The sequence below is a fragment of the Cohnella algarum genome (assembly GCF_016937515.1).
Taxonomy (GTDB): Bacteria; Bacillota; Bacilli; order Paenibacillales; family Paenibacillaceae; genus Cohnella; species Cohnella algarum.
The window spans coordinates 1,578,321-1,603,621 of record NZ_JAFHKM010000002.1; the positions used below are offsets into that span (position 1 = coordinate 1,578,321).

At 50.1% G+C, this 25,301-nt stretch carries 25 protein-coding genes and 2 pseudogenes; 13 read left to right on the forward strand and 14 right to left on the reverse strand.

The annotated features are described in order from the left end of the window. Positions 1 to 48 precede the first annotated feature (48 nt). Complete coding sequence (locus tag JW799_RS07115) at positions 49 to 519, forward strand: sigma-70 family RNA polymerase sigma factor (protein ID WP_205429245.1); 471 nt, start codon at positions 49 to 51, stop codon at positions 517 to 519. A 135-nt stretch (positions 520 to 654) separates the two neighbouring features. Here the strand turns inward: JW799_RS07115 and JW799_RS07120 are convergent, their stop codons facing one another. Continuing rightward, complete coding sequence (locus JW799_RS07120) at positions 655 to 1,416, reverse strand: DUF4386 domain-containing protein (protein WP_240353194.1); 762 nt, start codon at positions 1,414 to 1,416, stop codon at positions 655 to 657. On the opposite strand from JW799_RS07120, the gene JW799_RS07125 reads away from it, so the two are divergent. Then, entirely contained in the window at positions 1,378 to 2,256 is an 879-nt protein-coding gene (locus JW799_RS07125; protein WP_205429247.1) for a helix-turn-helix transcriptional regulator, read from the forward strand. The genes JW799_RS07120 and JW799_RS07125 overlap by 39 nt on opposite strands. Before the next feature lie 126 nt (positions 2,257 to 2,382). Here the strand turns inward: JW799_RS07125 and JW799_RS28430 are convergent. Together JW799_RS28430 and paiA are read right to left on the reverse strand one after the other, a co-directional pair. Then, a pseudogene (locus tag JW799_RS28430) lies at positions 2,383 to 2,514 on the reverse strand (polyketide cyclase); the annotation flags it as partial. A gap of 52 nt (positions 2,515 to 2,566) precedes the next feature. Next, positions 2,567 to 3,094, reverse strand: a complete 528-nt coding sequence (paiA, locus tag JW799_RS07130; RefSeq protein ID WP_205429249.1) for a spermidine/spermine N(1)-acetyltransferase — start codon at positions 3,092 to 3,094, stop codon at positions 2,567 to 2,569. 227 nt (positions 3,095 to 3,321) lie between these two features. On the opposite strand from paiA, the gene JW799_RS07135 reads away from it, so the two are divergent. Continuing rightward, positions 3,322 to 4,194 carry an SDR family NAD(P)-dependent oxidoreductase gene (locus JW799_RS07135; RefSeq protein ID WP_205429251.1) on the forward strand — a complete coding sequence of 291 codons (873 nt, stop codon included), beginning with the start codon at positions 3,322 to 3,324 and terminating at the stop codon, positions 4,192 to 4,194. Positions 4,195 to 4,284: 90 nt separating this feature from the next. Here the strand turns inward: JW799_RS07135 and JW799_RS07140 are convergent. Further along, positions 4,285 to 5,507 (reverse strand): annotated as a pseudogene (locus JW799_RS07140) (MDR family MFS transporter); the annotation flags it as partial. 422 nt (positions 5,508 to 5,929) lie between these two features. On the opposite strand from JW799_RS07140, the gene JW799_RS07145 reads away from it, so the two are divergent. Further along, the gene (locus JW799_RS07145) at positions 5,930 to 6,301 is read left to right on the forward strand and encodes a MerR family transcriptional regulator (protein ID WP_205429253.1); all 372 of its coding nucleotides are present in this window, start codon (positions 5,930 to 5,932) and stop codon (positions 6,299 to 6,301) included. Then, positions 6,301 to 7,062: an SDR family oxidoreductase gene (locus JW799_RS07150; protein ID WP_205429255.1), complete on the forward strand. Its 762-nt coding sequence runs from the start codon at positions 6,301 to 6,303 to the stop codon at positions 7,060 to 7,062. Before JW799_RS07145 ends, JW799_RS07150 begins: the two co-directional genes overlap by 1 nt. A gap of 244 nt (positions 7,063 to 7,306) precedes the next feature. Here JW799_RS07150 and JW799_RS07155 read toward each other — a convergent pair whose 3' ends face one another. Continuing rightward, the gene (locus JW799_RS07155; protein WP_240353195.1) at positions 7,307 to 7,831 is read right to left on the reverse strand and encodes a TetR/AcrR family transcriptional regulator; all 525 of its coding nucleotides are present in this window, start codon (positions 7,829 to 7,831) and stop codon (positions 7,307 to 7,309) included. Between the two features lie 152 nt (positions 7,832 to 7,983). Between JW799_RS07155 and JW799_RS07160 the strand changes: the two genes are divergently transcribed. Beyond that, positions 7,984 to 8,739 (forward strand): SDR family oxidoreductase, encoded by a 756-nt coding sequence (locus JW799_RS07160; protein ID WP_205429259.1) that lies wholly within the window; start codon positions 7,984 to 7,986, stop codon positions 8,737 to 8,739. 106 nt (positions 8,740 to 8,845) lie between these two features. Continuing rightward, complete coding sequence (locus JW799_RS07165) at positions 8,846 to 9,577, forward strand: DinB family protein (protein ID WP_205429261.1); 732 nt, start codon at positions 8,846 to 8,848, stop codon at positions 9,575 to 9,577. A gap of 356 nt (positions 9,578 to 9,933) precedes the next feature. Here JW799_RS07165 and JW799_RS07170 read toward each other — a convergent pair whose 3' ends face one another. Together JW799_RS07170 and JW799_RS07175 are read right to left on the reverse strand one after the other, a co-directional pair. Then, positions 9,934 to 10,602 (reverse strand): ABC transporter permease, encoded by a 669-nt coding sequence (locus tag JW799_RS07170; protein ID WP_205429263.1) that lies wholly within the window; start codon positions 10,600 to 10,602, stop codon positions 9,934 to 9,936. 112 nt (positions 10,603 to 10,714) lie between these two features. Then, the gene (locus tag JW799_RS07175; protein ID WP_205429265.1) at positions 10,715 to 11,914 is read right to left on the reverse strand and encodes an ISAzo13 family transposase; all 1,200 of its coding nucleotides are present in this window, start codon (positions 11,912 to 11,914) and stop codon (positions 10,715 to 10,717) included. A 224-nt stretch (positions 11,915 to 12,138) separates the two neighbouring features. On the opposite strand from JW799_RS07175, the gene JW799_RS07180 reads away from it, so the two are divergent. The 3 genes from JW799_RS07180 (at position 12,139) to JW799_RS07190 (ending at position 16,010) form a co-directional block, all read left to right on the forward strand. Then, positions 12,139 to 12,891 carry a recombinase zinc ribbon domain-containing protein gene (locus tag JW799_RS07180; protein ID WP_275901509.1) on the forward strand — a complete coding sequence of 251 codons (753 nt, stop codon included), beginning with the start codon at positions 12,139 to 12,141 and terminating at the stop codon, positions 12,889 to 12,891. 254 nt (positions 12,892 to 13,145) lie between these two features. Then, positions 13,146 to 14,504: an IS4 family transposase gene (locus tag JW799_RS07185; protein ID WP_205432865.1), complete on the forward strand. Its 1,359-nt coding sequence runs from the start codon at positions 13,146 to 13,148 to the stop codon at positions 14,502 to 14,504. Positions 14,505 to 14,708: 204 nt separating this feature from the next. Then, on the forward strand, positions 14,709 to 16,010 hold the full coding sequence (locus JW799_RS07190) for an IS1380 family transposase (RefSeq protein ID WP_080832311.1): 1,302 nt from the start codon (positions 14,709 to 14,711) through the stop codon (positions 16,008 to 16,010). A gap of 673 nt (positions 16,011 to 16,683) precedes the next feature. Here JW799_RS07190 and JW799_RS07195 read toward each other — a convergent pair. Genes JW799_RS07195 through JW799_RS28435 form a run of 3 tightly spaced genes read right to left on the reverse strand, consistent with a single transcriptional unit; the run spans position 16,684 to position 19,478 of the window. Then, positions 16,684 to 17,484, reverse strand: coding sequence for an ExeA family protein (locus JW799_RS07195; RefSeq protein ID WP_080832321.1), 801 nt, complete (start codon positions 17,482 to 17,484; stop codon positions 16,684 to 16,686). Then, positions 17,477 to 18,829, reverse strand: coding sequence for a DDE-type integrase/transposase/recombinase (locus JW799_RS07200; protein ID WP_080832320.1), 1,353 nt, complete (start codon positions 18,827 to 18,829; stop codon positions 17,477 to 17,479). The genes JW799_RS07195 and JW799_RS07200 overlap by 8 nt, the downstream gene beginning before the upstream one ends. A gap of 37 nt (positions 18,830 to 18,866) precedes the next feature. Then, positions 18,867 to 19,478 (reverse strand): DUF6431 domain-containing protein, encoded by a 612-nt coding sequence (locus JW799_RS28435; RefSeq protein ID WP_338026234.1) that lies wholly within the window; start codon positions 19,476 to 19,478, stop codon positions 18,867 to 18,869. Positions 19,479 to 19,557: 79 nt separating this feature from the next. Here JW799_RS28435 and JW799_RS07205 point away from each other — a divergent pair, with 79 nt between their 5' ends. From JW799_RS07205 to JW799_RS07215, 3 genes are all read left to right on the forward strand, one after another. After that, positions 19,558 to 20,364 carry a prenyltransferase/squalene oxidase repeat-containing protein gene (locus JW799_RS07205; RefSeq protein ID WP_420830601.1) on the forward strand — a complete coding sequence of 269 codons (807 nt, stop codon included), beginning with the start codon at positions 19,558 to 19,560 and terminating at the stop codon, positions 20,362 to 20,364. 39 nt (positions 20,365 to 20,403) lie between these two features. Continuing rightward, a complete protein-coding gene (locus JW799_RS07210) occupies positions 20,404 to 20,586 on the forward strand; it encodes a hypothetical protein (protein WP_205429268.1) in 183 nt (60 codons plus the stop codon). A 253-nt stretch (positions 20,587 to 20,839) separates the two neighbouring features. Beyond that, complete coding sequence (locus JW799_RS07215) at positions 20,840 to 22,060, forward strand: IS256 family transposase (RefSeq protein ID WP_080831775.1); 1,221 nt, start codon at positions 20,840 to 20,842, stop codon at positions 22,058 to 22,060. Here the strand turns inward: JW799_RS07215 and JW799_RS29975 are convergent. The 4 genes from JW799_RS29975 to JW799_RS29980 form a co-directional block, all read right to left on the reverse strand. After that, complete coding sequence (locus JW799_RS29975; protein ID WP_420830602.1) at positions 21,963 to 22,301, reverse strand: DUF5348 domain-containing protein; 339 nt, start codon at positions 22,299 to 22,301, stop codon at positions 21,963 to 21,965. The two genes, JW799_RS07215 and JW799_RS29975, sit on opposite strands and share 98 nt — an antisense overlap. 107 nt (positions 22,302 to 22,408) lie before the next feature. Continuing rightward, positions 22,409 to 23,107 (reverse strand): ExeA family protein, encoded by a 699-nt coding sequence (locus JW799_RS07225; RefSeq protein WP_205429270.1) that lies wholly within the window; start codon positions 23,105 to 23,107, stop codon positions 22,409 to 22,411. Further along, entirely contained in the window at positions 23,104 to 24,486 is a 1,383-nt protein-coding gene (locus tag JW799_RS07230; RefSeq protein ID WP_080832306.1) for a DDE-type integrase/transposase/recombinase, read from the reverse strand. Before JW799_RS07230 ends, JW799_RS07225 begins: the two co-directional genes overlap by 4 nt. Before the next feature lie 172 nt (positions 24,487 to 24,658). Beyond that, entirely contained in the window at positions 24,659 to 25,261 is a 603-nt protein-coding gene (locus JW799_RS29980; protein ID WP_420830679.1) for a DUF6431 domain-containing protein, read from the reverse strand. Positions 25,262 to 25,301 lie beyond the last annotated feature (40 nt).

Sequence of the window (25,301 nt, forward strand, 5' to 3'; positions counted from 1 at the left end):
GTAACGAATCCTAAGATTTGCGGATATATAGTCGAAGGGAGTGAGAAGGTGGCGAAGGATTTGGAGGAAATCTATAAAAGTTATGCCAAAAGCGTTTACCGATATTTGCTCAGCCTTACGCATGATAAAGATTTAGCCGAGGAATTGACGGGGGAAACCTTTTACCGCGCCGTATACTCGATACATACCTATAACGGTTCCTGCAAAATAAGCGTTTGGCTTTGCCAAATCGCCAAGCATGTGTGGTATCAGGAGCTTGGGAAAAGAAAAAGGCATCTGAACCAGGAGCTGCGCGAGGACATTCCTTCGCCGAATATGTCGCCGGAGGAAGCCAGCCTGTTCCAGATCGACAAAATGGATTTGTATCGCGCTATTCACCAATTGAGCGAACCGATGCGGGAAATTGTCCATATGCGGATAACCGGCGAATTTTCCTTCGCGGAAATAGGCGAAATCCTGGGCAAAAGCGAAAACTGGGCGCGTGTCACTTTCTACCGGCTTCGGCGAGCGCGATTATAAAGTCATTCTCCGGTTAGGAGATGGCGACATTGTTTTTACATTGGACAACGATGACGAGCGGCACCCTTAGGCGCAAAGGAGAATGACGGGCTCTAAAAGAAAAGCCCCCGCATCGGGGGCCCGTCATCGGGATTCTCACCTTCCGGTCAGCTTTTCGAGATTTTGCTTATGAAACCCCTTCGCGATCAGCCAGACGGCCAAGCTCATCTCATATACGCCCACGGGCAGGGCAATGAATCCTTTGGCCGCGGAGAGAGGTTCCACGATACCGAACATTTCCAAAAGTCCCGCCACGAATACGAGCACGGCCGTAACCATGCCGAACAGCGCTAACGGTCGGGGCACCAACCCCGTTCGGAAAAGCAAGTAGCTGTACAAGACGGTATTGATCCCCAACATAAAGTTCGGGCCCAACATCGACGTCCAACGGTGGAAAGCTTGCAGCATGTATCCGATCTCGAGAAGATTTTCTTTATTTGCCAAGCCGTTAGCCTCATAATGGATACTGAGCTGCAACAAACCTAAAATGCTTACCACGCCGATTGCGATAAGAATGGCTTCCATAAATCGGAAGCACAGATGTCCTAAAGCGATCTGTTCATTCCAACGGCGAAGATACGGAAACAGCATCGCCGCCGTGCCTACGGCCGACACCACGAGCAGCAGATCGTTCACGACGCCGAGCAGTACCCTTGTTTTAAATCCGTTTGCCGCGGACATGTACCATTGTTCCGACAATACCGGCTCGTAAGAAATAACGGCGATGATCGAAGAGACCGCAGCTACAATATAAAAAATGCCGATCAGAATTCCGTTTCTTCTGTCTTGCGTCATCATTCTTGCCTCCTGGAGGTTATTATGGACCATCATGAAGCGATAGAGAGCGCTTTGCTCCATATCGAGAACAACTTAGACCAGCCTTTATCCCTGGAATCGGTGGCCGCTGCCTTCAACATGTCCAAGTTTTACTTTCACCGGCTTTTTTCCGCTATGATGGGTTGTTCTTTGAATCAATACATCCTGTCCAGAAGATTGAACGCCTCGCTGAAGCTCATTCAAGCCGGGCGGGTTCCGCTAACCGATATCGCTTACCAGCTGAACTTCGGAACTCCATCCTCTTTCACCCGCGCTTTCAAACGCCAATACGGCGTGGCTCCAAGCTCTCTGAAAGCCAAAAGTTCGATCTTGCCTGCAAGTCCGGTGCCTGCCGTCGTGAAAAGACCGATTAAAAACATCAACGGCGATGTCGTCGCGGATTTTACCCTGGCGGAGTTCGAATCCATCCGATTGAGCGGGATCGCCTTCGAGGTTGACCTGGCAACGGACGATTACAAAGCGAAAATTCGGTCCCGTTCGGACCAGCTGTTAAAAGAGATCGATCAAACCGTCAACGGCCCCGGTTATGTCGTTTATTCGAATTGCCAGCCCGATTCGACCCGTTTCAAGGTTCTGTTCGGAATTCCTGGCGACATCCGGATCGAGAAGCCGTTTTATTTTACCGTTGACGTGCCGCAGCTGTTCTGTGCCCGATTCAACTACTTCGGCGATCTCCTCGAGATCGGCGATGTCCTCAAAACGGATTACGCAAGGTTTTTGAAAATTTCCAGGCAGGAAACGGAGGACTCGCCGATCGAACTGATTCAGGCTTTCGACGATGTCCGCCGGCTTGATTCTGCTTACCGCATCTATGCGCCGGTCAAAAAATTGCCGATGGACTCGGAATGCGAAGAGCTCTGAACACAAAATAACACAGCGGACTGAAGATCCACTTTCCAAATCTTGCTGTAATGAAAAAAGCACCTCTTTCGAGGTGCTGCCGCTCGCTCCTATTTGTCCAACATCTGCTTGTTCCTCCTCGCGCTTTTAAAACAAACTTGCCAGATGCTCCTTCAGGCGATCCATCGTCTGTTCGGCGCCCGGGACGGCATAGGTCTTCACCTTATCGAAGGTAGCGGCCGTTTCTTCAAAAACCGTGCGATAAGTAAGTATGGTCTTGCATCATAACAAATAAATCATGCGTTCATTTCTTTCCGATTGCTCTCTCGAACTAGCGTTCGCCGTGGAGCTTTTTGGTCATGATAAAATCGGTTTGTTCTTCATCGCCCATATGGAAAGAATGGGCTCCCGTCCGGACAAACCCCATTTTTTCATAAAAGGCAATGGCGTTCTCGTTCTTTTCCCAAACCCCTAGCCAGATTTTCGCTTTATTCCGTTCCGCCGCTATGTCCATCGCTTTATTCAGCAGATATTTGCCAAGGCCCTGTTTATGAAATTTTTTTCGGATATAAATTCTTTCGACTTCAAGCGAATCCTGGCCCATCATTTCAGTTTGAGCATCATCGTCGTTTACCTTCAAATACCCGGCCAGTTCTTCATTCGAGTAAATCAAATAAAATGCCGAAGAGGGATTCGACAGCTCTTTCTCCAACTGGTTCAAGTCAAAAGCTTTTTCCAGGTAGGCTTTCATATTCTCGGGGGAATTTTGATCTTCGAAGGTCTCATTAAAGGTTTCAGCGCCGACTTCCTGAAGCAGGACGAGATCGTCAAGCATGCATCTTTTTATCGTTATCGTCATTTTGGGTTATCATCCTTTTATCCGACTCTGGCCGGTACTGAAAAGTAACTCCTCCGAACTGCCGAGACGGGCTTTGAGTTCGGTTCTCCCGGCTTGCATTTTGTGCATTATACATCGTGGTACCGGCTCCAAGTCAAGTCTCTTGGCCTAACTTGACCTGGAGTCGACTCCAAGTTGTAGAGTATGCATGATCAGGAGAAGATCCCGAGATGAGGAGGAGACGCGCAATGAACAAGGTACGACGCGACAATATCGCGGCGATTACGGGCGCAAGCGCCGGGATCGGGCTGGCCTTAACCCGGAAATTGCTGTCGGAGGATTGGCAGGTGGTCGCTTTGAACCGCTCCGACTTTCCGCCGGACGATAGGACAATCCGGGAAGCGGTCAAGAGCGGACGGCTTCGAGTGTATAAAACGGCCGATCTTGCCGATTATGCCAGCTTGAGACGGACTTTGGAAGAAATCAAAAGCAAGGAGCGGCGAATCGATATTTTGTTCAACAACGCCGGCGGGTCCTTTCCCGAGCTGAGCTATTCGAAACAAGGACGCGAAAAGCATTATGAGCTGATGACGGTCGTCCCGTATATCATTCTGATGGAACTAAAGGAACTCCTGAAAAACGGCCGCTTAAAAACGGTAATCAACACCTCGTCTGCGGCGTTAAAATTTACGAAAGAGTTTACGATTGAAACGCTGGAGAGCCCGAAAATTTTCCGCAAGCTGATCGGTCCTTACGCCACCTCGAAGCTGGCGCTTTCGCTGTGGACTCAGGCCATCGCGCCGCAGCTTGCCAAGGACGGCATCAAGATCCGCAGCGTAGACCCGGGCAGCAACAATACATTAAGAAAAGGGAAAAAATCCGGCCTTCCCCTATTGGTGTTCCCGTTGATGAAGCTGTTTTTCTCGCCGCCAACCCACGGCGCAAACAAGCTGTACGAGGGCGCTCTCGGGGAACATCGCAATGAGACCGGCGTGTTTCTGCTGAAAGGCCGGGTTGCGGAATTAAAATTCAAGGATCAAGCGCGGAACGTTCTGGAAAGGATTCAGGCGATTTACGAACGCGAATTTTTACGGGTTGCCCCTGGCTTTTACGAAAATTGAGAACAGCCGGATGCTCGAGTTCACGAAATCGGCCTGCCCGGAGGCGCGATCGCAAATGTCTCGATTATTTCGCTGCCTCCGGATGTCCCCATAAATACGAAATAACTGAATGTATAGCAAGATACTGATGAACGAAAATACTAAAATGATACTGAATATGCCGATAGGCGGCACCCAACCAGACAGGAAAACGGTCACCGGCGCCAGAAATTTCCCGATCGTGGACTGCAAACTATTGGCTCCCATGTATTGTCCTCTTGCATGCTCAGGGGCATAGTTGCTAATAAAGCTCTGGCTCACCGGGGATCGCACCAGCTCGCCAAAGGTGAAGATTATCGTAACGATAAATAAGAACCATATATTGTTGTTGAGACCAACGGCGAATGTCCCCGCTCCGGACAACAGCGATGAAAGAATAAAGACATTACGCTCTTTCCAATTGCTAAACCACTTCGTAACGGGAAGGATAAACAGGACAAACAAAAGACCGTTGAGACCTAGTACCCATCCAAATATCTCTGAACTGGATAGCATAAGGGAATCGCCATTCCACCTGAATATTGCCTGGGCAGGGACTTCATTGATCACGTATACGGGTAAATAAAGATCCAATTGCATGATAGGTACCAGAGCAAAGATGCCAGCCAAGATATAAAGGAGGAACGCTTTATCCCGAAAAATAATGCGATATCCTTTCCACTGTTCCTTGAATATACGGAAAATCAAAGTTGAATCTTTCTGGAGTTTCGCCGAATTTGGCAATGTTTCATGAACCAAGAAATAAATGGCGATGGAATACAGCAGCAAGACCAATGCACAAGTCCCCAACAGTTCTTCCCGGTAATGGAAGAAGAAGATGGCCCCAAGCGCGGGCCCAAGCACTGCGCCGATGTTATTAGCCGTCGTAAACGTCGCGAATATCTGGCGACGGTTATGTGCGGGAACCACGTCAGCAACCATAGCTGAACTGGCAGGACTATAGAGGGCTCCCCCCAGCCCAATGCCAATAAATGCGATATAATCAATCCAATGGGACGGTGACACCGCAAACCATGCAAACATAACCGTCTGAAGCGAAGCTCCCAGCAACATTACCGGTCTTCGTCCTAACCGATCTGCTAAAGCTCCCCGAGCAGAGTTCCTATCATACTGAATAGAGGAGGGACGATCATTAAAATACCTGCGATATGATTGCCTATAGCCGCGCCAAAATATACGGTCATAAACGGGAAGTACATCCAAAACAGCATGTTATACAAAGCTTCTCCGATTAACCGGACTTTCAAGTTGTTATCCCATAACCGCATTTGCACATTCCTCCTCCTCTCTCCGTCACACCAGCTCCAAGCAAACAAACTATAGAGCTTTTTCCAGAAAAAATATAGACTTATAATTAAGGCTGGTTTATACTAATAATATGAAAGTCAAATTTACGCCGATTTTTTTTAATTGCTTCAAAAACCGAACATTCGTTCCGCAATATGAAAGACGCTCCCATCGGAAGCGTCTTTTTTGATGATCATCAAGCTGGCACCGCTCTAAAACCGCCCTTTAGCTTAATGAAAACGGCAGCTCATCTTTTGGCCCCATGCAAACATTATTTTCGTTATTTTCCCCTTCAAGCGTTCACGTCAGCCTGCCCGTTTGCATGAAACTTCCCTGTTGACTTAAACCATGGTTTAAGTCGTATCATAACCTTGTCGACAACCGAAATAAAAAATTTGGGGGCCTCCGAATGAAGTATTTTTCCATCGGCGAAGCTTCAGCCCAGTCCAGCATTCCGGAATCCGCATTGCGGTATTATGAGAAGAAAGGGCTCCTTCCTCTGGTCGAGCGCGACGAAGCGGGCAGACGGTTATTTTCGGAACGTCAGATGGCGCTCCTTCAAGCCGTTACTTGCTTAAAAAATACGCACATGCCAATAAGCGACATTAAGCAGTATATGGAATGGGTTGTAGAAGGAGATGCCACCATCGAACGCCGGCTTGACATGATGAAAGCGCACAGGCAGAAAGTTTTGGATGAAATTTCATTGATGACGCAGTACCTGCAAGGAATTGATGAAAAGATTGAACGCTACCATAAACAAATCGAGGCGATGCGGTGATGAAGCTTTCCGGCAATACCATACTGATTACGGGCGGCGGCTCCGGAATAGGGCTTTCGTTTGCGGAACGATTTATGAACGCGGGGAATCGGGTAATCGTTTGCGGCCGGCGCGAAAACGCGCTCCAACAAGCCAAGGAAAAACTGCCCGGCCTTATTACTCGCGTAAGCGATCTCGATTTGGAATCGGATCGTATCGCGTTGTTTGACTGGGTAACTGGGAGCTTTCCGGAAGTCAACGTGTTGGTGAATAATGCCGGAACCCAACAACGCTTTAATGTGCTCAAAACGGATGCGAAAAACGATTGGGATTATTACCGCAAAGAAATTACCACGAACTTAGACGCCCCTGTCCATCTGTCCATGCTGTTTGCTCCTTATTTTGCGACCAAAGAAACGGCGGCCATCCTAAACGTTACATCCGGACTGGCTTTTACGCCTTTCGCGATTGCCCCGATCTATTCGGCAACCAAAGCGGCGCTTCATTCCTTTACCATGAGTCTCAGACATCAGCTTTCCGATACGTCCGTCGAAGTCATTGAAGTCGCTCCTCCCGCCGTGAATACCGATCTCGGAGGGGCAGGATTGCATGTCCAAGGAGAACCGCTGGACGAATTCTCGGACGGAATATTCAGCCAATTGGCCGAAGGCAAGCAGGAAATCGGGTATGGCACTTCTGCCGCCCGCTTGCGCATGTCTCGAGACGAAATAGACGCATACACGGAGAAAATGTATCAGGCAACGAAAAGCTTGCTGGAATAATCTGCCTTGGCTTGGCACAGGACGAGCAGATCGTTCCCATCCCGGGAACGAACGATTGGACCGTGTCCATGAGAACCTTGGCGCGCTGCAAGTGAAGCTGACAGCCGACGATTTGGCAGAGATTGAACGCATATCTCCCAAAGGCGTGGCCGCAGGCAGCCGCTTTGGGGCCTTTTGATACCTTTAGCCGTACGGGTGAACTCCCGTACGGCTAAAATTGGCTGTATCGCAACGTTGCTCAGGCTTACCACTCGTTTATCCCCGCTTCGATCAGTTTCCAGACCGCTTCGAATTCGGCTTTGAAATCCATCCTCAGCCAATTGTCCGCGTAAGCCGGCGCGGAAAAATAAGAAAAAGCCAACAAAATCGCATGCAGACGCCCAGTGTCCTCAATGCCGCTCGCCGCCTTCAAGCTGCCCGCCAAATCGCCGATGTGCCGAGCGAGTACCGCCGGATTTCGATCGATATAGGCCGTATACAGCTTAAACATTTCCGGCTCTCGCACATAAGCTTCATATTTCGATTGGCTTACGATCCATAGCCAGTCGTGCACGATGTCCTTCGTAGACGAATACTTATCCGTGTCAAATGGAAAAATCCTCGCCAGTTCACGGTCCAGCCACGACAATGCAAGCTCGGTCCACAACTCTTCCTTGCCCGAAAAATACTTGTAGATCGCAGCGTGAGTCGTCCCCAGCTCGGAGCCGACCTTGGACAGATTCACTTTCTCCATCCCGTGTTCGACGACCATTCGATGTGCGGTTTCCAAAATAAGTTCTCTGCTTAACGTTTTCATGGTCTTATTATAAAGATTGACGCGATCAGTTACAACTATTGACTTTTGTAACTTGGCATTGTATGCTGAATTTGCTCGCAGGTTACAAATATTAAAATGTGTAACTCGAAAAGGAGAGACATCTTATGAAGCTTTCAAATCGTACGATCGTCATTACCGGCGGCACTTCGGGCATCGGACTTGCATTCGCCTTGAAATTGCTGAGTCTTGGCAATAAAGTTATCGTCATCGGCCGGAATCAAGCAACACTCGATCAAGCGACAACCAAACATAAGGGGCTTATCGGGCTGCAAGGCGATGTCTCCAATGCGAACTCCGTTCGCGAAATGGCCGCATTCCTTCGGGACCGCTACCCGGAAGCCTCGATCTTGTTCAACTCGGCAGGGATTATGCGCGCATTCGAACTGATGGACGATAACCTCGATTTGGAGCGAACTACCGCGGAGGTTGACACGAACTTAAACGGGACCATCTGGATGACGGAAGCGCTGCTCCCGCAATTGGCCCAACAAGACGAAGCCATGATCGTAACCGTAAGCTCCGGTCTTTCCTACGTCACTTCGCCCATTCATCCCGTCTATTCGGCTACTAAGGCAGGAGTTCATATGTTTACCGACGCGCTGCGAATCCAACTCAAGAAATCAGGAAAAAATATCCACGTTATGGAGCTTGTCCCGCCCCTCGTTGCGGAAACCAATCTTGAATCGGACAGCCAAAGCGGCGGCCGCGCTCCCAATATGAGCCTGGATACGCTCGTGAACCACGGAATCCGAGGAATGGAGCGCAACAAAAAAAGGGTTGTTCCGGGCTTCTCCAAATTTTTGCGCTTTGCCGGGAAATACTTTCCGGATGCCCTTTCGAATGCAATGGCTCGGGGGTGAGAGGTTAATCTTAGCAAAGCCAGGATAATGAGGACACGCCGTCGAATTAGAACTACATGCGGGTTCTTCCTGTCAAGCTTCCCGATTTTTATTGGAGTTGATTCGAGTGGATTTGGAACAACGAAGGGCCTGGAATGAAAACCATAAGCTGTTAACCGAAATCATTCTAAAACCAAACGAACATTTCCGGGCGCTTGAATTATTTCTTCATCATCACGCTTTGTTGCATTCCTCAAAGATGAGCAACGAATGCATCCCTACATTGGAGGATGTCGTTCTGGAACGCCTGGAGGAACGTACATTCAGGAGATATCCGGTAAATGCTCCGGATACCAAAAATTCAATCGCGTGGCATCTCTGGCACATGGCAAGGGTCGAGGACATGACGATGAATATTTTGGTCGCTGACGGTCAGCAGGTGCTTCACTCCGATCATTGGCTGCAAAAATTGAACATCCGATTTCCCCATAGCGGCAACAGCATGAGCGATGACGATATCGCGGAATTAAGTTCGCATATTCATATAGATGCGCTTTTCGAATATAGAATCGCCGTGGGAAAACAAACGCGGCAAATCATTTCGTCACGGCAACCGGGCGAATTCAGAGACAAAATTCCAGATCGCAGAATCAAAAGGCTGTTCGAAGAAAACGCCATTCTTCCGGAAGCAAGCGGCATTGCCGAATATTGGAGCAAAAAAACGATTGCAGGACTCGTGTTAATGCCGGCAACAAGACATAACTTTTTACACTTGAACAAATGTGTCCGCATAAAGAATAAATGGCAAAAGCAAACTAGCAAATCAAATGGATTCGAGACTAGCTCCCGCCTCCGTTAAAGCCAAATCGGAGGGCATACCCAATCAGGTATCCCTCCGACTCGTTGCAGCCATGCCTAAATCACCTTTTTACCGCAGACAACGCCAAATATCCGCCGCCAATAAGGGTTAGCTCCGCGATTTCTTCCGCTGTTTAAAATCCCTACTCCGTTACAAGAATTCTCGCCAGGCCCGCGCTAACGCCCCCATTCAGGACGAGCGGCAGTTGTACGATTCCATATGCGGACAACACCTGCTCCAAAATAACGGGCAGCACGTAAATTCCGACAAATATGCCGACAATGGCGCCAATCGCGCTAACAACCGCGCTCCCGGTCGCAAGAGCCAACCGAACCCCGTTGGCGGTCATTCCGACGCTATACACCGGATCGATAAGCGTCTGCTGCGGGACGATCGTTGCCGAATTCTGGAATTCGGCATTGTTCGTTTGCGACTGCGGTGGCCTGCGCGTTGTCCTTCAATCGGATCATATAGTCTAGCAAGCCTTCACTGGTTAGCGGCAACGCATTCGATGCCGAAAACGGGGTTTCCCCTGTTAATCGCGCTGAATTGGACATGTTCGCAATGGCCTGATAAATACCGGTTACCAGGTATCGGTTTCGCTGACCCTGTATATACACGACCACGGTGTCGCCGACATCATTGTTGAACGTTCGCGCCACGTTTACCCCGATGGCAATCTCGTTCTTATATTGCGGGTTGCGGCCGGATAATGTTGCATAGCCGAATTCGTCGAGGCTTCCTTCGAATGTCATAATGGCAATCCCGGCCGATTCCGAATCGGAATCGCCCTCCACAATGCCGGTCAGGCTGTGAGCCCGTCCGATGGACAGGATACGACTGTCGGATTGAAGCGCCCGCTCGAATTCATCTCGATTAAAGCCCGACGGATTGAATACGGTGGCGACAACGTCGGAGGTATCGTACCCCCATTGACCCGCTTTCTCCTGCAGGGCAGACATGCTGCTCGTGATCGCATAACCGAACACGATCACGGCGGATGACAAAGCCGCCATGACAAGCATAAGCAAGGAGCCTTTCCGATTGCGCAGAAGGCTTCGAATCCCAATGACGAGGGATACCGGAAGCTTGTCGAAGCCCCAAAATGGCGAGCCTAAGGAACTGTAGCAAATTAAACTACCTATTTCTAGGTGAAATCGTGTAATTCCATTCTCCATGAAAGTAATTTTTTTCTAGGTTTACTTGGGCCAGTTCTTCATCCGTTACTTTGATTCCTTTTGGGTACGCTGTTGTGTCCAACTCGGCCTGTACCTTCAGCCCGGTTGTTGTCGTCGTGGACGCAATCAGATTGACAATGACCTCGTGGCTGGTTAGCGGCTTTCCCCGCCAATTCTGGGTGATGCATGAAAACAGACGATGCTCAATCTTGTTCCATTTGCTCGTCCCCGGTGGAAAGTGGCAGACCGATAGGGACAACCCCGTTTCGTCCGACAACGTCTGCAACTCCGTCTTCCACAGCCGTACACGAGAGCCGTTGCTTCCGCCTCCATCCGCTGTGATCAGGAGCTTCGTGGCGTTTGGATAGGTAGCTTGACCCATCGCCGTCCACCAACGGCGGATGCTTTCTACCGCAAAAGCTGCCGTATCGTGATCCGTGCCTACGCTCACCCATCCGGCATTCGCGCTGAGATCATAGACGCCGTATGGATTGACTTTTCCGAGCTCGGGGATTTGAAAATCATGAACGCGTACCTTCTCCGGGCTGCCTTTGGGTTGCCATTCGACACCGCCGTTTTTGAAGTCGCCGAGCAACTCTTTTTTCTTGGTATCCACGGAGATCACCGGCTCTCCTTCGTTTTGGAAGGCCTGCACCTGATCGTGAATATGCTGAAATTGCGCATCACGGTCTTCATGACGACCGCCTTCTTCTGTTTTTCGATTGGCCTGCAGACTGTAGCCGAGCTCGTGTAATAGCGTGGCTACCATCTTGTTGTCGGTCTTGTGCCCCATTTCATTCAAGGCGGCAGCGAGTTTACGCGTACTCTTGTTCGTCCAGCGCAGAGGCGAGTCGGGTTCACCTCGGGTAGCGGGATCAATCAACTTCTCCAGATCGCTCAGCAGCGTCGGATCCGTATCCACCGTTCGCTTCCGACCCCCACCCGATTTCCGAATCCGTTCAGGGTCGATCTGCTCCGGGTTCTTCAATTCCCGAATGCCCGCTTGGATGACTTTATGACTGATTCCCAATTCTCGTTCGACGAATGCGATCCCTCCACGACCATAAGCGAGGGCTTCAGTTGCCGCAAATAATCGTCTCTGACGTTCATTCAGAAAGGGGCTCAATTGTTCGTAACGTTGCTTCAACGTATTCTGCATGAGAGGATTCCTCCTTCGGGTTGGAGGCCGTTCTCCTGCCAAGCCGTTGTTTCTACCAGTCTACCAGATTTCGCTACATCGCGCTTTCTTCATTTCCAGCCTTATGTGTAATTTATTAGGGTGTTTATTTCGCTACAGTCCCTGAGGCACTTTGGGAGAAAGTTCAGTACCTCCGTAGCAAGAAGTCTTTCGAGTCACCTAAGCACTTTGACGGCAAGTTCCTGCTGACAGGCCTCCTCCGCTGCCCACAATGCGGCGCAGCCATGACCGCCAGCGTCACCAAGAACACCGCGAAGGACGGCAGCAAGATAGTACGAACCTACTATTCCTGCGGCAACTTCCGCAGCAAGGGGAGCGCCGTGTGCAGCGCCAACAGCATCCGCAAGGACGACGCCGAGCGGTTCGTAACTGACCGAATCCGGGAAGTGCTCGTCAAGCCACACATCCTCCGAGGCATCGTCGCCAGCATCAACAATCGGAAGAAGAACCGGATCAAACCGCTCCAGGAGGAACTCGAGGCGATCAGCGAAAGGATCGCGAACATCGAGGAAAAACGGAAGAAATACTTCGATCTTTATGAGATGGATGACTTCGACCGTGAGCTCTTTTCAGGAAGGATGAGCGAGCTTGACGCCGAACGCGACCAACTGCTTACGCGGAGGTCCGAGATTGAGTTCGAGCTAAGCGGCGATAATTCTCAGACGGTCAGCTACGAGCAAGTGAGCTCCCTGATCGAGCGTTTCGAGTACCTTCTACAAAAGTCATCCTTTGACCAGCGTAAGACCCTGTTGCATCTCATCATCCAGAAAATCACGCTAAATGACAAGCGTCGGATCGACAAGATCGAGATGGCCTTCGACGAGACAACCGAACACCATTTTTTAAGCGTGGCCCCTTCTGCCGACATTGCGGAAGGGGCATTTTCTTTCAACGGGAAAGCCCCAAAAATCAAACACAAGCTAATAATCATCATTTAATCATTTAATCGAACGTAAAGATCATCCTTATCACCGATCGACGATCCAACCCCTACACCGGAAGAAAATGCGTGAAACTAAATTACAGATAGTATCTAACTCAACTTTCGCAGAGCAATAATGACGATAATCCTTTGATAGGATTGGGTTTGTGCTGATTTGGTTCTGGGGTTGACGAAATGAAAAACACCGTTCTGTGTGGTATAATTGGAATTGTCGAGATCCCAAAACCACGCAGAAAAGGTGTTTCCTACATGATAAAACAAAATGAGCTATTCAATCAACTGCCAAAAGAAATCAAGCCGGCCTTTCAAGACTTGAACGTCATCAAACACTTGAACGGCGCGGGTTTCAAGAAGAAATTCGGATTTACTTGCGCGTTTTTGTTTACGCTTGTATTTGTTCTTCTCTTCCACCAGAAGAACTGGTTTCGCCTGCTGGAGAGCAAGAAAGGCGAGTCTCTTCCGGGAAAGGATACGCTCTATCGATTTCTCAATCATAGCGGGCACCCGCGGCGGAAATTTTTGTTATCGCTGAGCAGCGACATAATTCAGCGCGTCGAAAAGTTGACCTCCAACGACCGGGATACCGCGTTCATTTTTGACGACTCGATGTTCGAACGCAATCGAAGCAAAAAAGTGGAACTGCTCGCCCGCTTTAAAGATCATGCGACGGGTGCGTTCTACAAGGGATTTCGCATGCTGACGATGGGCTGGTCTGATGGCCATTCGTTTATCCCGGTCGATTTTAGTTTGCTGAGCTCCGTGAAGTCCAATATCAACGGGATGATGAAGGAAATCGATAAGCGAACTTCCGGCTATAAGCGTCGCCAGGAAGCGCTTCTCCCCGCACCGCAAGTTGTCGCGGCTATGCTGGACCGCGCGATTGCCGCAGGGATGACTGCTTCCTATGCCCTGATGGACAGTTGGTTTACTCATGCGCCTCTTATTCGAGAAATCGTCGAGCGCGGCGTCCATGTGATTGGCATGGTTAAAAACGATACCAAGCGCTACATCGTTGACGGCCAACGACTTTGCTTGAAGTCGCTGTATGAAGCTGCGCCACGAGTGGAAGGCAAGAACCGCAACATTCTGCGTCTTATTCGAACGGAGCTCGCGCCGGGCATTCCCGTGACGGTGTTGTTTGTCCGCCATCGCTCCAAGAAAAACGAAGGGCTCGCCATCCTTTCGACTGACCTCGCCTTGACTGCTGAGGAGATCATCCGGATCTACAAAATGCGCTGGGACATAGAAGTTTTCTTTAAGTGCGCAAAGTCTTTGCTGCGCCTGCAAAAAGAGTTTCAAGGCCGTTCGTATGACTTGCTGGTCAGCCACACGACGGTTGTGTTTACGCGGTACATTCTGCTCGCTTGGCAACATCGACAAAGCACCGATCAACGCTCGTTTGGCGGCCTGTTCTATTTGCTATGCGATGAAGTTGGCGCAATTGACTGGGCAGTTGCCTTGCAACAACTGATTGATCTGATCAACGAAATCGCTACGAAAGCCGGTAAGAAGATTTCAACGCTTATTCAGCGTCAACTCCAGCAATGGATTGCGGCTTTACCCAACTACATCAAGGCTTATCTGCCGATTTCAAGCTGCGAAAGTTGAGTTAGGAAGTCCCTCTGCCTTAATCTTCTTTTTTTTTCTTAATAACATTCAGCAATTCTTTTTGTATTTCCAGAAGATCATTAAATTTTTTATTAACCTGAATTACGAAAGTACCACCTCATAAAAACATGAAAAAGTGCCCAGATCTTTGGTAGAATGGTGTTTGCCTAGAACATCACCAACCAAGAGAGGAGCACCCTTAAGGTGAAGTCTACCACAAAAATCGCGTCATTGAAAACGGCATTTTCTATGAGAAATGCAACAAATTTTGCAGGAAGCAAGGTGATCCTCGGATTTCTTGAAAACATCGGTTTGAATCAAGCCCTTCGGAGCCTTGGACTAGCCAAAGCGGCGAATGCCATCTTTCCGACGCATCGCATTCTGCAGATGCTCATCATCGGCTGGATTTTGGGCTGCGAACGTCTCTTTCATTTCAAATCCCTACAAGGTGATGCCTTGATCGCCCAGGCGCTGGGCGGCCGGGTGCCGCATCACACATTGTTAAACAAGGAATTGCTTCGTCTGGGCAAAGCCCACGACCATTTAGCGCCAGCCCTGCGAAACCTGAATGTCGAAATCATTGCACCGCAGCTACCCGACTCCTTGATTCTCGATCTGGATTCGACTGTTGAGACGGTGTACGGCAACCAGCAGGGAGCGGAAGTCGGTTTTAACAGTCAGAAGCGCGGCCGAAAGAGCTATCATCCCCTTCTCGTGTACGAAGGGCAGTCGCGAATGCTAGTGAATGCCGCGCTGCGTCCCGGCAACACGAGCAGTTCGACCGACGTCCTTTCGTTTGCCCGGCAAACGCTGGCGTTGTTGGAATCCCACCACGTACGCTATGCCCGGTTTGACAAAGGCTTTGGCGGAGAAGACTTCTACGCGTTCTGGGAGTCCCGTCAGATCGGCTACGTCGGCAAGCTGAAATGGACAAGTCGTCTCCAGGACCAAGTCAAAACCTGTGCGCATTGGACACGCTTTGTGGACGAGGACTGGATCATTGAAGGCATCGTGCTGGCCTACCAAGCGATCGGTTGGAAGAAGATGCGTCGTGTTGCTGTCATCCGCAAAATGCCGCGTTGGGACGGGGATCAGTCTCAGTTGGAACTGGATTTGCTTTGGCAATACGAAGCCATGGTCACAACGGAGGAATGGGAAGCCATCGATGTGTGGCGGTTCTACAACCAGCGCTGCTGCATGGAGAACTACATCAAGGAAGGCAAGAATGGCTTTGCCATCCACCGCATTCCAACGCAGTCGTTTGCCGCCAATGAAATCGACCTGCTCTTAAAGCTGCTCGCCTATAATCTCTTTGAGCGATTCAAGCATCATTGTTGTGAGCCGATTCACCGATCCTACACCATCCAGCGGTTCCGGCGAACGTTTTTTGTTTGTGCAGGTGTGTTTGTCCAGCATGCCCGCCAAATGACATTGAAACTGAGTACGTCTTTCCAAAACCAGTGGGCATGGCGACGAATGGAGCGAAAAAGTATTTTATTGGAATAAACGATAATCCCAATTTGTGTCTTGGAAATCCCGTTGCCCCTTCATGTGGGGAGGGGGAAAGTAACGGCATTTTTGCTCGCATTCCATTTTGACTGCATATTCTGCCTCCATAATTGGTTGTGAAATCCAAGTTCTGCGTCTTCAAAAGCCTGATTCTATAGGCTTTCGTAATTTAGGATTAATATTCCTTAAAGATATCTCTATTCCTAGAAGAATCAATATTAGGAAAATAAGCACAACATTTGACAACATACAATCCCCCCTTTCCCGAAAAACCAATTATACATAAATCTACAAAAAAATACAAAAATTATAAAAAAATAGTACCACCGGTCCTGTAATTAATTTGCAAAACATTTAAAATAAAGCAAGGTGGTGCAGATGAATGAAAATGGTTAAACTTATTCTTATAATGTCTATGTGCTTTGTGTTACTTTCATGTACATCGAATAGTGAAACTCAAAGTCATCAAGTTCCCAAATTAGTTAAAACAATAGATCTATACAACGCTTTTTATTATTCAAAGATATCCCAAATAATTGATAAGAGTTTTTGTTATATTGATTTAAGTTATTACTGTTACTGCCAACGCATAATGCCCGCCAGTTGACGGTGTAAGTTGTCCTGCTGGTGATGGTCAATCTGTCCCCTGATGTTTAAGGAAAAGGGAGAATCACGATAATTCTCCCTGGATGACACGCTTGACCATATGATCGTCAATGATCCGATGTTTGTTCTGTGAGCCGTAGATGAGTGCATGTGTACATACTTTGTTGATCAGCCTTGCGGCGCCGCTCGAGAATCGGTAGATGTCGTCGATCGCGCTGTCGGTAAAGATGTCATGCTCCGCGCCAGCGAACGTCATGTGACGCCTAATGTAATCGCCGGTCTGGGCACGATCATAGTGCGGCAGCTTGCACTGCAGGTCGATCCGCTGGCGGATCGCCGCATACGCTTGCATATTCAGGCGATCCCACAGCTCGCTTTGACCGACCAGGATGAGCGCCATAGGGCTCTGTGCATCCATCTTGAAATTGAGCAGGAAACGCACTTCCTCCAGCATTTCGCGATCCAGCAGATGGGCCTCGTCGACGACGACAACCGGCTGCAATCGATGAATACCGCGCATAAGCTCAATCTCGCGGTGCAGCTGGCGCTTGGCATCGCCGCGGTAGAACTTCGATTCGCAGCCGAGTTGTTCGAGCAACCCCTTGTAAAAATGCCGCGGCGTCAGCTTAGAGTCCGATAGGTAGAGCACCTTGTACTTTGCCGGATCCAGCACTTCGGTGAACCGCCGAATCGTCGTCGTCTTCCCCGTGCCGCAATCGCCGGTAACAACCGCAAACCACTGCCGCTGGGCAGCGTACTCCAGACGCCCGAGCGTTTCCTCGAGCGTGACCGATTCGTACAACTCGCTGGTCGAGATGTCCCGGGAGAATGGTGAGCGGGTAAGGCCGTAGAAGGACTCAAACATGACCGTCCTCCTTGGTCATCCGGCGATAAGCCACGGCCGGCGCCTGCTCCGCTTTGCGACTCCTGCTGCGATCCTCCGCTGCCGCGAGCAGCCTTGACGCATCTGCCGGCAGCGGACCGATATGCTCCGGAAGCTGCGGCCGCTTGCCTGCGCGTTCGCCGATGATGAGTTCCCGCACGCGCCAAGGTATATGGCCTTCGTACTCGATCGTAAGCTCGGTGATGTCCGCAGGGTCGAACACCACATCCACCGTGCAGCCGATGAACGGCAGGCCGACCTCGTACTTCCGGTCCATGAAGCTGATGCAGCCGGATTTGTCGACCTTGCGTGTCTCGCAGTGCAGGAATGCATTCGCGAGCTCGTCCGGATCCACGAACCGAAGCGCTTGCTTGTCGCTACGGTACGCCGTTTCCGGACTACGCTTGTTCTCCAGCGCCGAATGCGGCTTGTTCTGATAGCACTCCGACAGCCATACGGCAAACAGTTCGTTGAGCCGCTCGAGCGTTTTCGGTTTCTCAAGCGCGGACTCGCTCAGGAACGCATCCACCACGCGATTAAACCGTTCGACCTTGCCGGTCGCCTCCGGCGAGTAGGGCCTCGCGAATAGCAGCCGGATCCCGAGCTTGGAGCATGCCCTCGTCATCCATTTGGTCCGGTACTGCTTGCCGTTGTCGAAATAGACCGCCTCGGGAGCGCCGAACTTCTGAATGGCTTGGCGGAAGCAGTGCTCCACGATGGTCTTGTCCATGACCGGGTAGAATTCGCCATGAAGCACAAACCGCGTCGCGTCGTCGATAAACGTCACCAGAAATACCTGCTTCATGGTACCTCCGGGGCCGATGGGCAAGTACGGGCCATACTTGATATCCGAGTGCCACAAGCGATTACGATGGCGCTTTTGGAACCGCCGTGCGGCGACGCCCGATTCGGCGTACATGCGCATATGGCGCGTGCTGTAACCGCGCTCTGCTAATCTTTCCTGCAGCGTGCTGCGCTTGATCTGCCCGGGTTTTATACGGCCTTCCCATTCCAGGATCTGAATGAGCTGGGCAACGCTTCGGCCGGGCACCTCCCGGCGCAGCAAAATGGCCTGCTCCACAATTTCTGGTGGAATGATCTCCTCTGACGGCTGGCGTCCCTTGCCTCGTGGCTTCAGGCCGCCGAAGCCGTCTTGGCGATACTTGGCCAGATACCGGCGCAGCGTCCGCTCGGAGAGTCCAGTTTGCTCACATATCTGTCGCTTGATCTGGCTGGCTTTGGCGGTGTCCAGCCCTTCCGCCAGCAGCGGCGACAGGAGCTGCATGCGTTCCGACGCGACGGCCTCTGCTTTCTTCTGATCTTTCATCTGTTCTGCACCTCGCTTGGTAGACTTCCAGATGAGTCTACCGCAGCATCTTGCCGGACAAGAATGCAGAACGGGTATGTAACCACAAATTTGAATTTGCGACCGGGCGGACAATTCGCGCCAGCCAGCCGGGGGCGTCCCCGACGTAGTGTCCGAAAGGGTGATGTGCAGTCTGCGTAGAGACGGACGGCTTCTTCGCAGGGTCCTGATGAAAGCGAATGGCGATAGATCTTAGAGCTCCGAGCAGGTATGTGGTCTGTTCGCGAAACCAGTTCTTCCAGCGAAGCAAAGTCGCGTCATCTGCCGCTACCGTAGATGGAGCCGCATGTTCCGATACGACTTGTTCCACGCATGCCGATTCGTACCGTTTGTACGGCACCACACAATCCGGGAGCTCATGGTGGATCTTCCGGCATTGTGTACAACGCAGCCGGCGAATGACGAGCAAGCGGCGATCTCCGTCCTCGCTGGTGAGCTTCCGCTTCCGACTGCCAATGACACTAAGCGCTTCTCCACAGCAGGGAGAGGGAACCAATTCTGCACATCGAACAAAAAACGCCGGGTGACTTCTCATCCAGCTCATACTTTGATACAATGACCATGTTGTTTGGGGGATGCATCCCGTGAGCCTGTTCCCGCAGGCCCACATACATGGGAGGCATCCTTTTCCTTTTCTGTGATACGGTCATTATATTCAGCAACTCTCGGACAGGCAATCCCGCCAGCAATTGGACGTTATCTTTCGGCGGCAACATTATTACACAAACACTCCTTCATTCTTTATTAATAGTAGCAATTTTGACAATTTGTCCAATATTTATTATACACTGAGTATTTTGAATTATCAAAAGGATGAATTGGAAGATGATTTTAAAAAGGCCATATTCAATTACTTGGAGAGTTTACAGTCGAATATAGGGAACTTTGGGTTCTCTATAATTGATAGGGAAAATATCGATAGAGAAAAAAACGGTGGGAAGGAAACGTATTTATCAACCTACTATGCAATAGAGTCGTATCATCTCTTAGGAATGGAGATGAAAGATAGTACAAAATATAAATTAATGAATTGGTTTAAAAGTAAACTTGAGGATGATGCCTTCTGGAGAGAAATAAACTTTTCTGGGATTGGACATTTTTATATTTTTTTAAAAAGCGCAAAAGCTGTAAATTTTGACTTAACGAATTATAATCAAAAAATTAAACAAAAGATTAGTGGATCTATCGCTGAAATGAAACAATCTTATGATACTGAAGAAATTACAATGCTAGATATAAATAGCTTATCTCATTTAGGGGCAGATTATAAGTTGAATTTAACCGATATATTTAATCCTGCTTTTTTTAAGGATTATGTTTTGGAAGACGGCGGTTATTCACTTTTTAAGGACGAAGAAAACAGCCATATTCTTGCAACTAATTTAGCGTTGGAAGCTCAAGTAATTAATGGGATTCGAATCCAAGAATTGAGCAATTATGATGATCTTGTGAATACTTTGGACAATTTTGGTAGTGCGTCCTTTTGTAATCTTTAGCCCCCACTTATTTCAAATAAAAAAAATGGAGGAAGATTAATGAAATTAAACAAGGTTGTCTTGTCATTATTTTGTATGATTTTATTTGCTGGAACTACAAGTGCATATGCAAAATCTAATTCACAAGATCCTGTGTTTCACAAGATAATTGTGAATGGACAACAAGTTACAATTAAAGAGTATGAAGACAAGGGTATAAAAATTTGTCATCAGCCACTTTAATTGACGGTAGATTCGGAACCGCCAATGACGGTGGCTTTTTGCTTTCCTCACCGCCGTTTCGGAGACAATTATATTTCGCCTTTGTTTGTCGGCGTAAAAAAACTGCTCCGAAGAGCAGTTAGAACAGCGGTCGGACGCGGTACTTGGCATGTCGGTGGAGCCAGAACTTCGAATTTCCAAAGAGTCTGTAAAATACTTTGTGTAAACTCTCAAACCTACTAAAATGAAATCATGGAGAGGTTGGGGAGCACACATGGGATTATGGACGAAAGAGCAGCTGCGGAGTTTCATCAAGGAGAATAATCTGGTCACCGCACAGGATGCGCAGAATGCGCTAAAGGACCTGTTTGCCGAAACGCTGCAAGAAATGCTAGAGGCCGAAATGGATACGCACCTGGGCTATAGCAAGCATGACGTGCAGAACAAGCAGACGAAGAACAGTCGCAACGGTAAGAGCAAGAAAATCGTCACTAGCGAGTACGGCGACCAGGAGATTGCCGTGCCACGGGATCGCCTGGGCGAGTTCGAGCCGCTCGTGGTGAAGAAGCATCAGTCCAACGTGACGGGGATCGAGGATCAGATCGTCGCCCTGTACGCCAAAGGCGTCAGCACGCGGGAGATCCAGGACCATCTGCAGAATCTCTATGGTTTGGAGGTCTCGCCAACCTTTATTTCCAATGTCACGAATAAGATCATTCCGCTCATCAAAGAGTGGCAGAATCGGCCGTTGCAGGGCGTATACGCGGTCGTCTTCCTGGACGCCATCCACTTCAAGGTGAAGCAAGACGGGGCGATCGTGAACAAAGCTGCCTACATGGTCATTGGGATCGACATGGACGGCAACAAGGACGTGCTGGGCATGTGGATCGGCGAGAACGAGTCCGCGAAGTTCTGGCTGAGCGTCTTGAACGATCTTAAGAATCGCGGCGTTCAGGACATCCTTATCACCTGTGTCGACAACCTCACGGGCTTCTCCCAGGCGATCTCTGCCTGTTATCCGAAGACGGAGATTCAGAAGTGCATCATCCACCAGATCCGCAACTCCACGCGCTACGTCTCCTACAAGGATCTGAAGAAGGTGACGGCCGATCTGAAGCCCATCTACAAGGCTGCTACGGAGGAAATGGCTCTGCTGGAACTCGACCGCTTTGAGGAGACGTGGGGCGCCAAGTATCCCCTTATTGTCCGCTCATGGCGCAGCAATTGGGACGAACTCGCCACCTTCTTCAAGTATCCGCCTGAGCTTCGTAAGCTCATCTACACGACGAACATGATTGAGAGCTATCATCGCCAATTGCGAAAAGTCACCAAAGGGAAAAGCATCTTCCCAAGCGACGAGGCGCTACTGAAAATGCTGTACTTAGTCACGATGGACGTCACCCGCAAATGGACCGGTCGTGTTCAAAACTGGGGACAGATGCTCCTGCAGCTCTCCGTCTTCTTTCCGGACCGGATCGGCCAGCACTTACCTTGAGGAGGCTAATCTCCCCTTCGGAGAGATGCCTATAAAAGAGTTTACACAAAATTATTGACAGACCCTTTCCAAACTTCACGTACCAGTCCGTATCGAGCTCAAGGTTGGATGGCAAGAAGTGCTTTCCTACTTGAATCATCACGGCATCACCACAACGTAGCGAGCAAAGCAACTCTTCTCCATCGTACACGTTCCAACGCTCGGTATCTCCATGAAATCGTATCTCATTCATATTTGTCATCCCTCACTGTTCCTTAAATTCAGCTAGGATCCTCGTCACATGGACGGTATCAATCATTTTGTCTTTTCGCAGCACTGCATCCAGAAGCGCAGCGGTGCAGACGTTATTTATCTCTCGGCATATCCCCGAGCATGCGCGTATATGGCGTCCATCGCTTCTGTCGTAAACACCGGCCCTGTACTTCCGGCAACCTCCAATTGGTGGGAGATGTAATCGCGGCACTCCTCGAGCGACAAGCCTTCCAAATGAAAACGCACGTTCATCCGCTGTGTAATCGGCTTGAAGATTCTCAGTTGCAACGTGGCCTGTAGTTCCGGCTGTCCAATGAGCAGCAGGGCAAGCGGCGAAATCGAGTCCATACGAAAATTCGTCAAAAAGCGTATTTCTTGCAGCATGTCTCCTGAAAGCAGGTGCGCTTCATCCACGACAATAATGGCGACCTTCTGCTGGTTCTCGTACAAATCCCATACGAGGTGCTGGAATTGCCGTTTGGCTTCGCTGCGCAGAAACTTGGGCGGCAAGCCGAAGTGGTGGAGGAGTTCACGGTAAAAGTCCCTTGGTTTCAGATTCGCATCCGACAGATAGATAAACCGGTACTTGTTCGGATCCAGTTGGTCTTTCAAGTAGCGAACGGCTGTCGACTTGCCGCAGCCAATTTCACCGGTGACGCAGCCAATCGAGCGAGTCATCACCATATACTGCATCCGTGCTACACATTCTTCGAATCGCTTGGAGCGGTGCAGATGCCGTGTTTCAATCTCCCGGGTGAACGGAACGCGCTCCCACCCGAAGAAACCACGAATCATGAGCGATTCACCTCTTTCATCGCTCGCGAAAGCGCAGCGCCTTGCGCTTCGCGGGTCTGCCGTTTCTGTTCTTCCACCAATAATTCCACATAGTTGAGGCCCGTCTTCGGCGGTTGCATGACGGCCTTCGGTTCATCCTGCTTCGGCCGGTTTTTCGGATCGCGGAGCTTCATTGGCTTCGCGTCTTCATAGCGCTGGCCGTCCTTCCACACCTGGATGACGGACAGGTCGTGCGGATCGAATCGCACCTGAATCTTCGAGCCGGCAAGCTCTGTCTGGACCTCGAATATCGTGCCCAGCAGCGAGATGCATCCCGTTTTGTCCACTTTGCGGGATTCCTCCAGCAAGAATACTTCTATGAGTTCATGCGGCGGCAACATGCGAATCGGGTGGTCGTCTTTTTGGTATCGGTCGACTGGGCGCTGCTTAAAGCTGTTGTGGACTTTCTGGTGGTAAGCAATCTCAAGCCACGCCGAGAAGAATCGATTCAAATCGTTAAGCGTCTGGATCTTCCCTTGTTCAATCAGGTCGTATGCCTCCGGCACAAAGCTCTGGTCGACAAATCGGAAGAACTTTTCTTGCTTCCCGCGTCCCATAGGACGTCCGGGGCGAGTATGCTTAAGCTCTGCCCCCAGTCGCCCGCAAATCCGCTCAAAATGGTGTGAAGAATAGATGGCGCCGTTATCGACATAGATCATTTCCGGCACTCCGTTCTTTAAAATCGCCTTCTTCAGGCAATCCTCCAGCCGGGCCACACGTTCCTCGAAATAGAACTGGCCATGCACAACGAAGCGAGAGTAATCGTCAATGAAAATAACCAGATAGGCCATGACCTTCTTGCCGGGCTTGTCCGGATGCGGAAGGTAAAGGGTATGCTGCACATCGCCTTGCCACATGCTATTTCGGTGCGTGGCTTCAAACCGGCGAAAGTGGCTCCACCCCGTATTCAGTAACGCTTTGCGCGTGACGCCGCGGCGGCGAAGCTGCTTGCTAAGCGTGCTTTCTTTCAGGGTGCCGGGGGCCACGAATGCCGCCAGTTCCAGAATCGCAATAATCTGCCTGACGCTTCGGCCGGGTTGCTCCTGCTTTAAGGCAATCGCTTTGGCAAGCACATCCTCGGGGATTTCCCTGGTCGTGAGTTTGTCTGCTCGGACGGAGGGCAACAGCGCCTCCCATCCGCCTTCGCGATACGCTTTTAAATATCGCTCAAGCGTTCGTAGACTAATTCTCCTTCGCTGTCCCGACGACGTTTCATACTCATGGCTTACAATTTCGCGCATCAACGCCATCTGTTCTCCGGGATCCAATTTGCGGCTAACCAGTGATGCAATTAAGCCATAACGGAAGTTGGCTTCTTGCTGCCTTGCTTGCTCATCCATGCTAAATCTCCTCTCCCTGTGGTCTATGAGAGTATCGCATAGACGCTAGAAGCCAGGGAGGGCGCATATTTTGTGGGATCAGGAGGGCAACTTGCCGTCCAGGCGATTTTTAAAGCAATTTTGGAGGCGATTTTCGTTTGCCTTGCTCCTTGGCGGTGGATGCTGAAGGGATTTATAAGCGTGATGCTACAGGTAACCTCGCATTTAGAAACGTCCAATAGCCCCGTCTGGATGCGCCAGCGGGGATGAATCGGGGTAACAGTTTGTCCAGCCAATCCAATGTATCCATTGGCGTTGGGTTCATCATGGTGGGGTAAAGGTGGAGCATATCCGTGTCGTCCCCCTGGGCTACGAGTTTCCCAGCAACCCATAGTGCTGCATCCGCTGCGCGGCGCAGATGTCTTGCCCACCAGCGTTTCAACGTACGGCGGCTATAACGCACGGCAGGAGTTGTTGTGCTTTCTGTCGTCTGCCGCCAAGAGAATCCCTTGTGCTTGCGCTTTAATGCCGCTTCTCGCACCCAAGTCGCATACCGGGCCCATGGAATCAGGAACTCCGGCAGGAGGGAGATTGTTATTCTACAGGTAGGACAATATCGACGGTAGATCGGGATCTGGATGACCTCATGCTTCGTCACAATTCCTCGCCAATAACGACCGTGTTTATGGAGAAGCCGACCGCAGTTTTCACAGCAGAGCTGGACGTCAGGAGATTGATTTCCGAATGTGCGTAAATAAGCCTTGCAAGAAAGGCCGAAATAAAGTATTTTTGACATGATGAAGTGAATGCTCCCGGGGATCCTCGCCAAAGGTTCG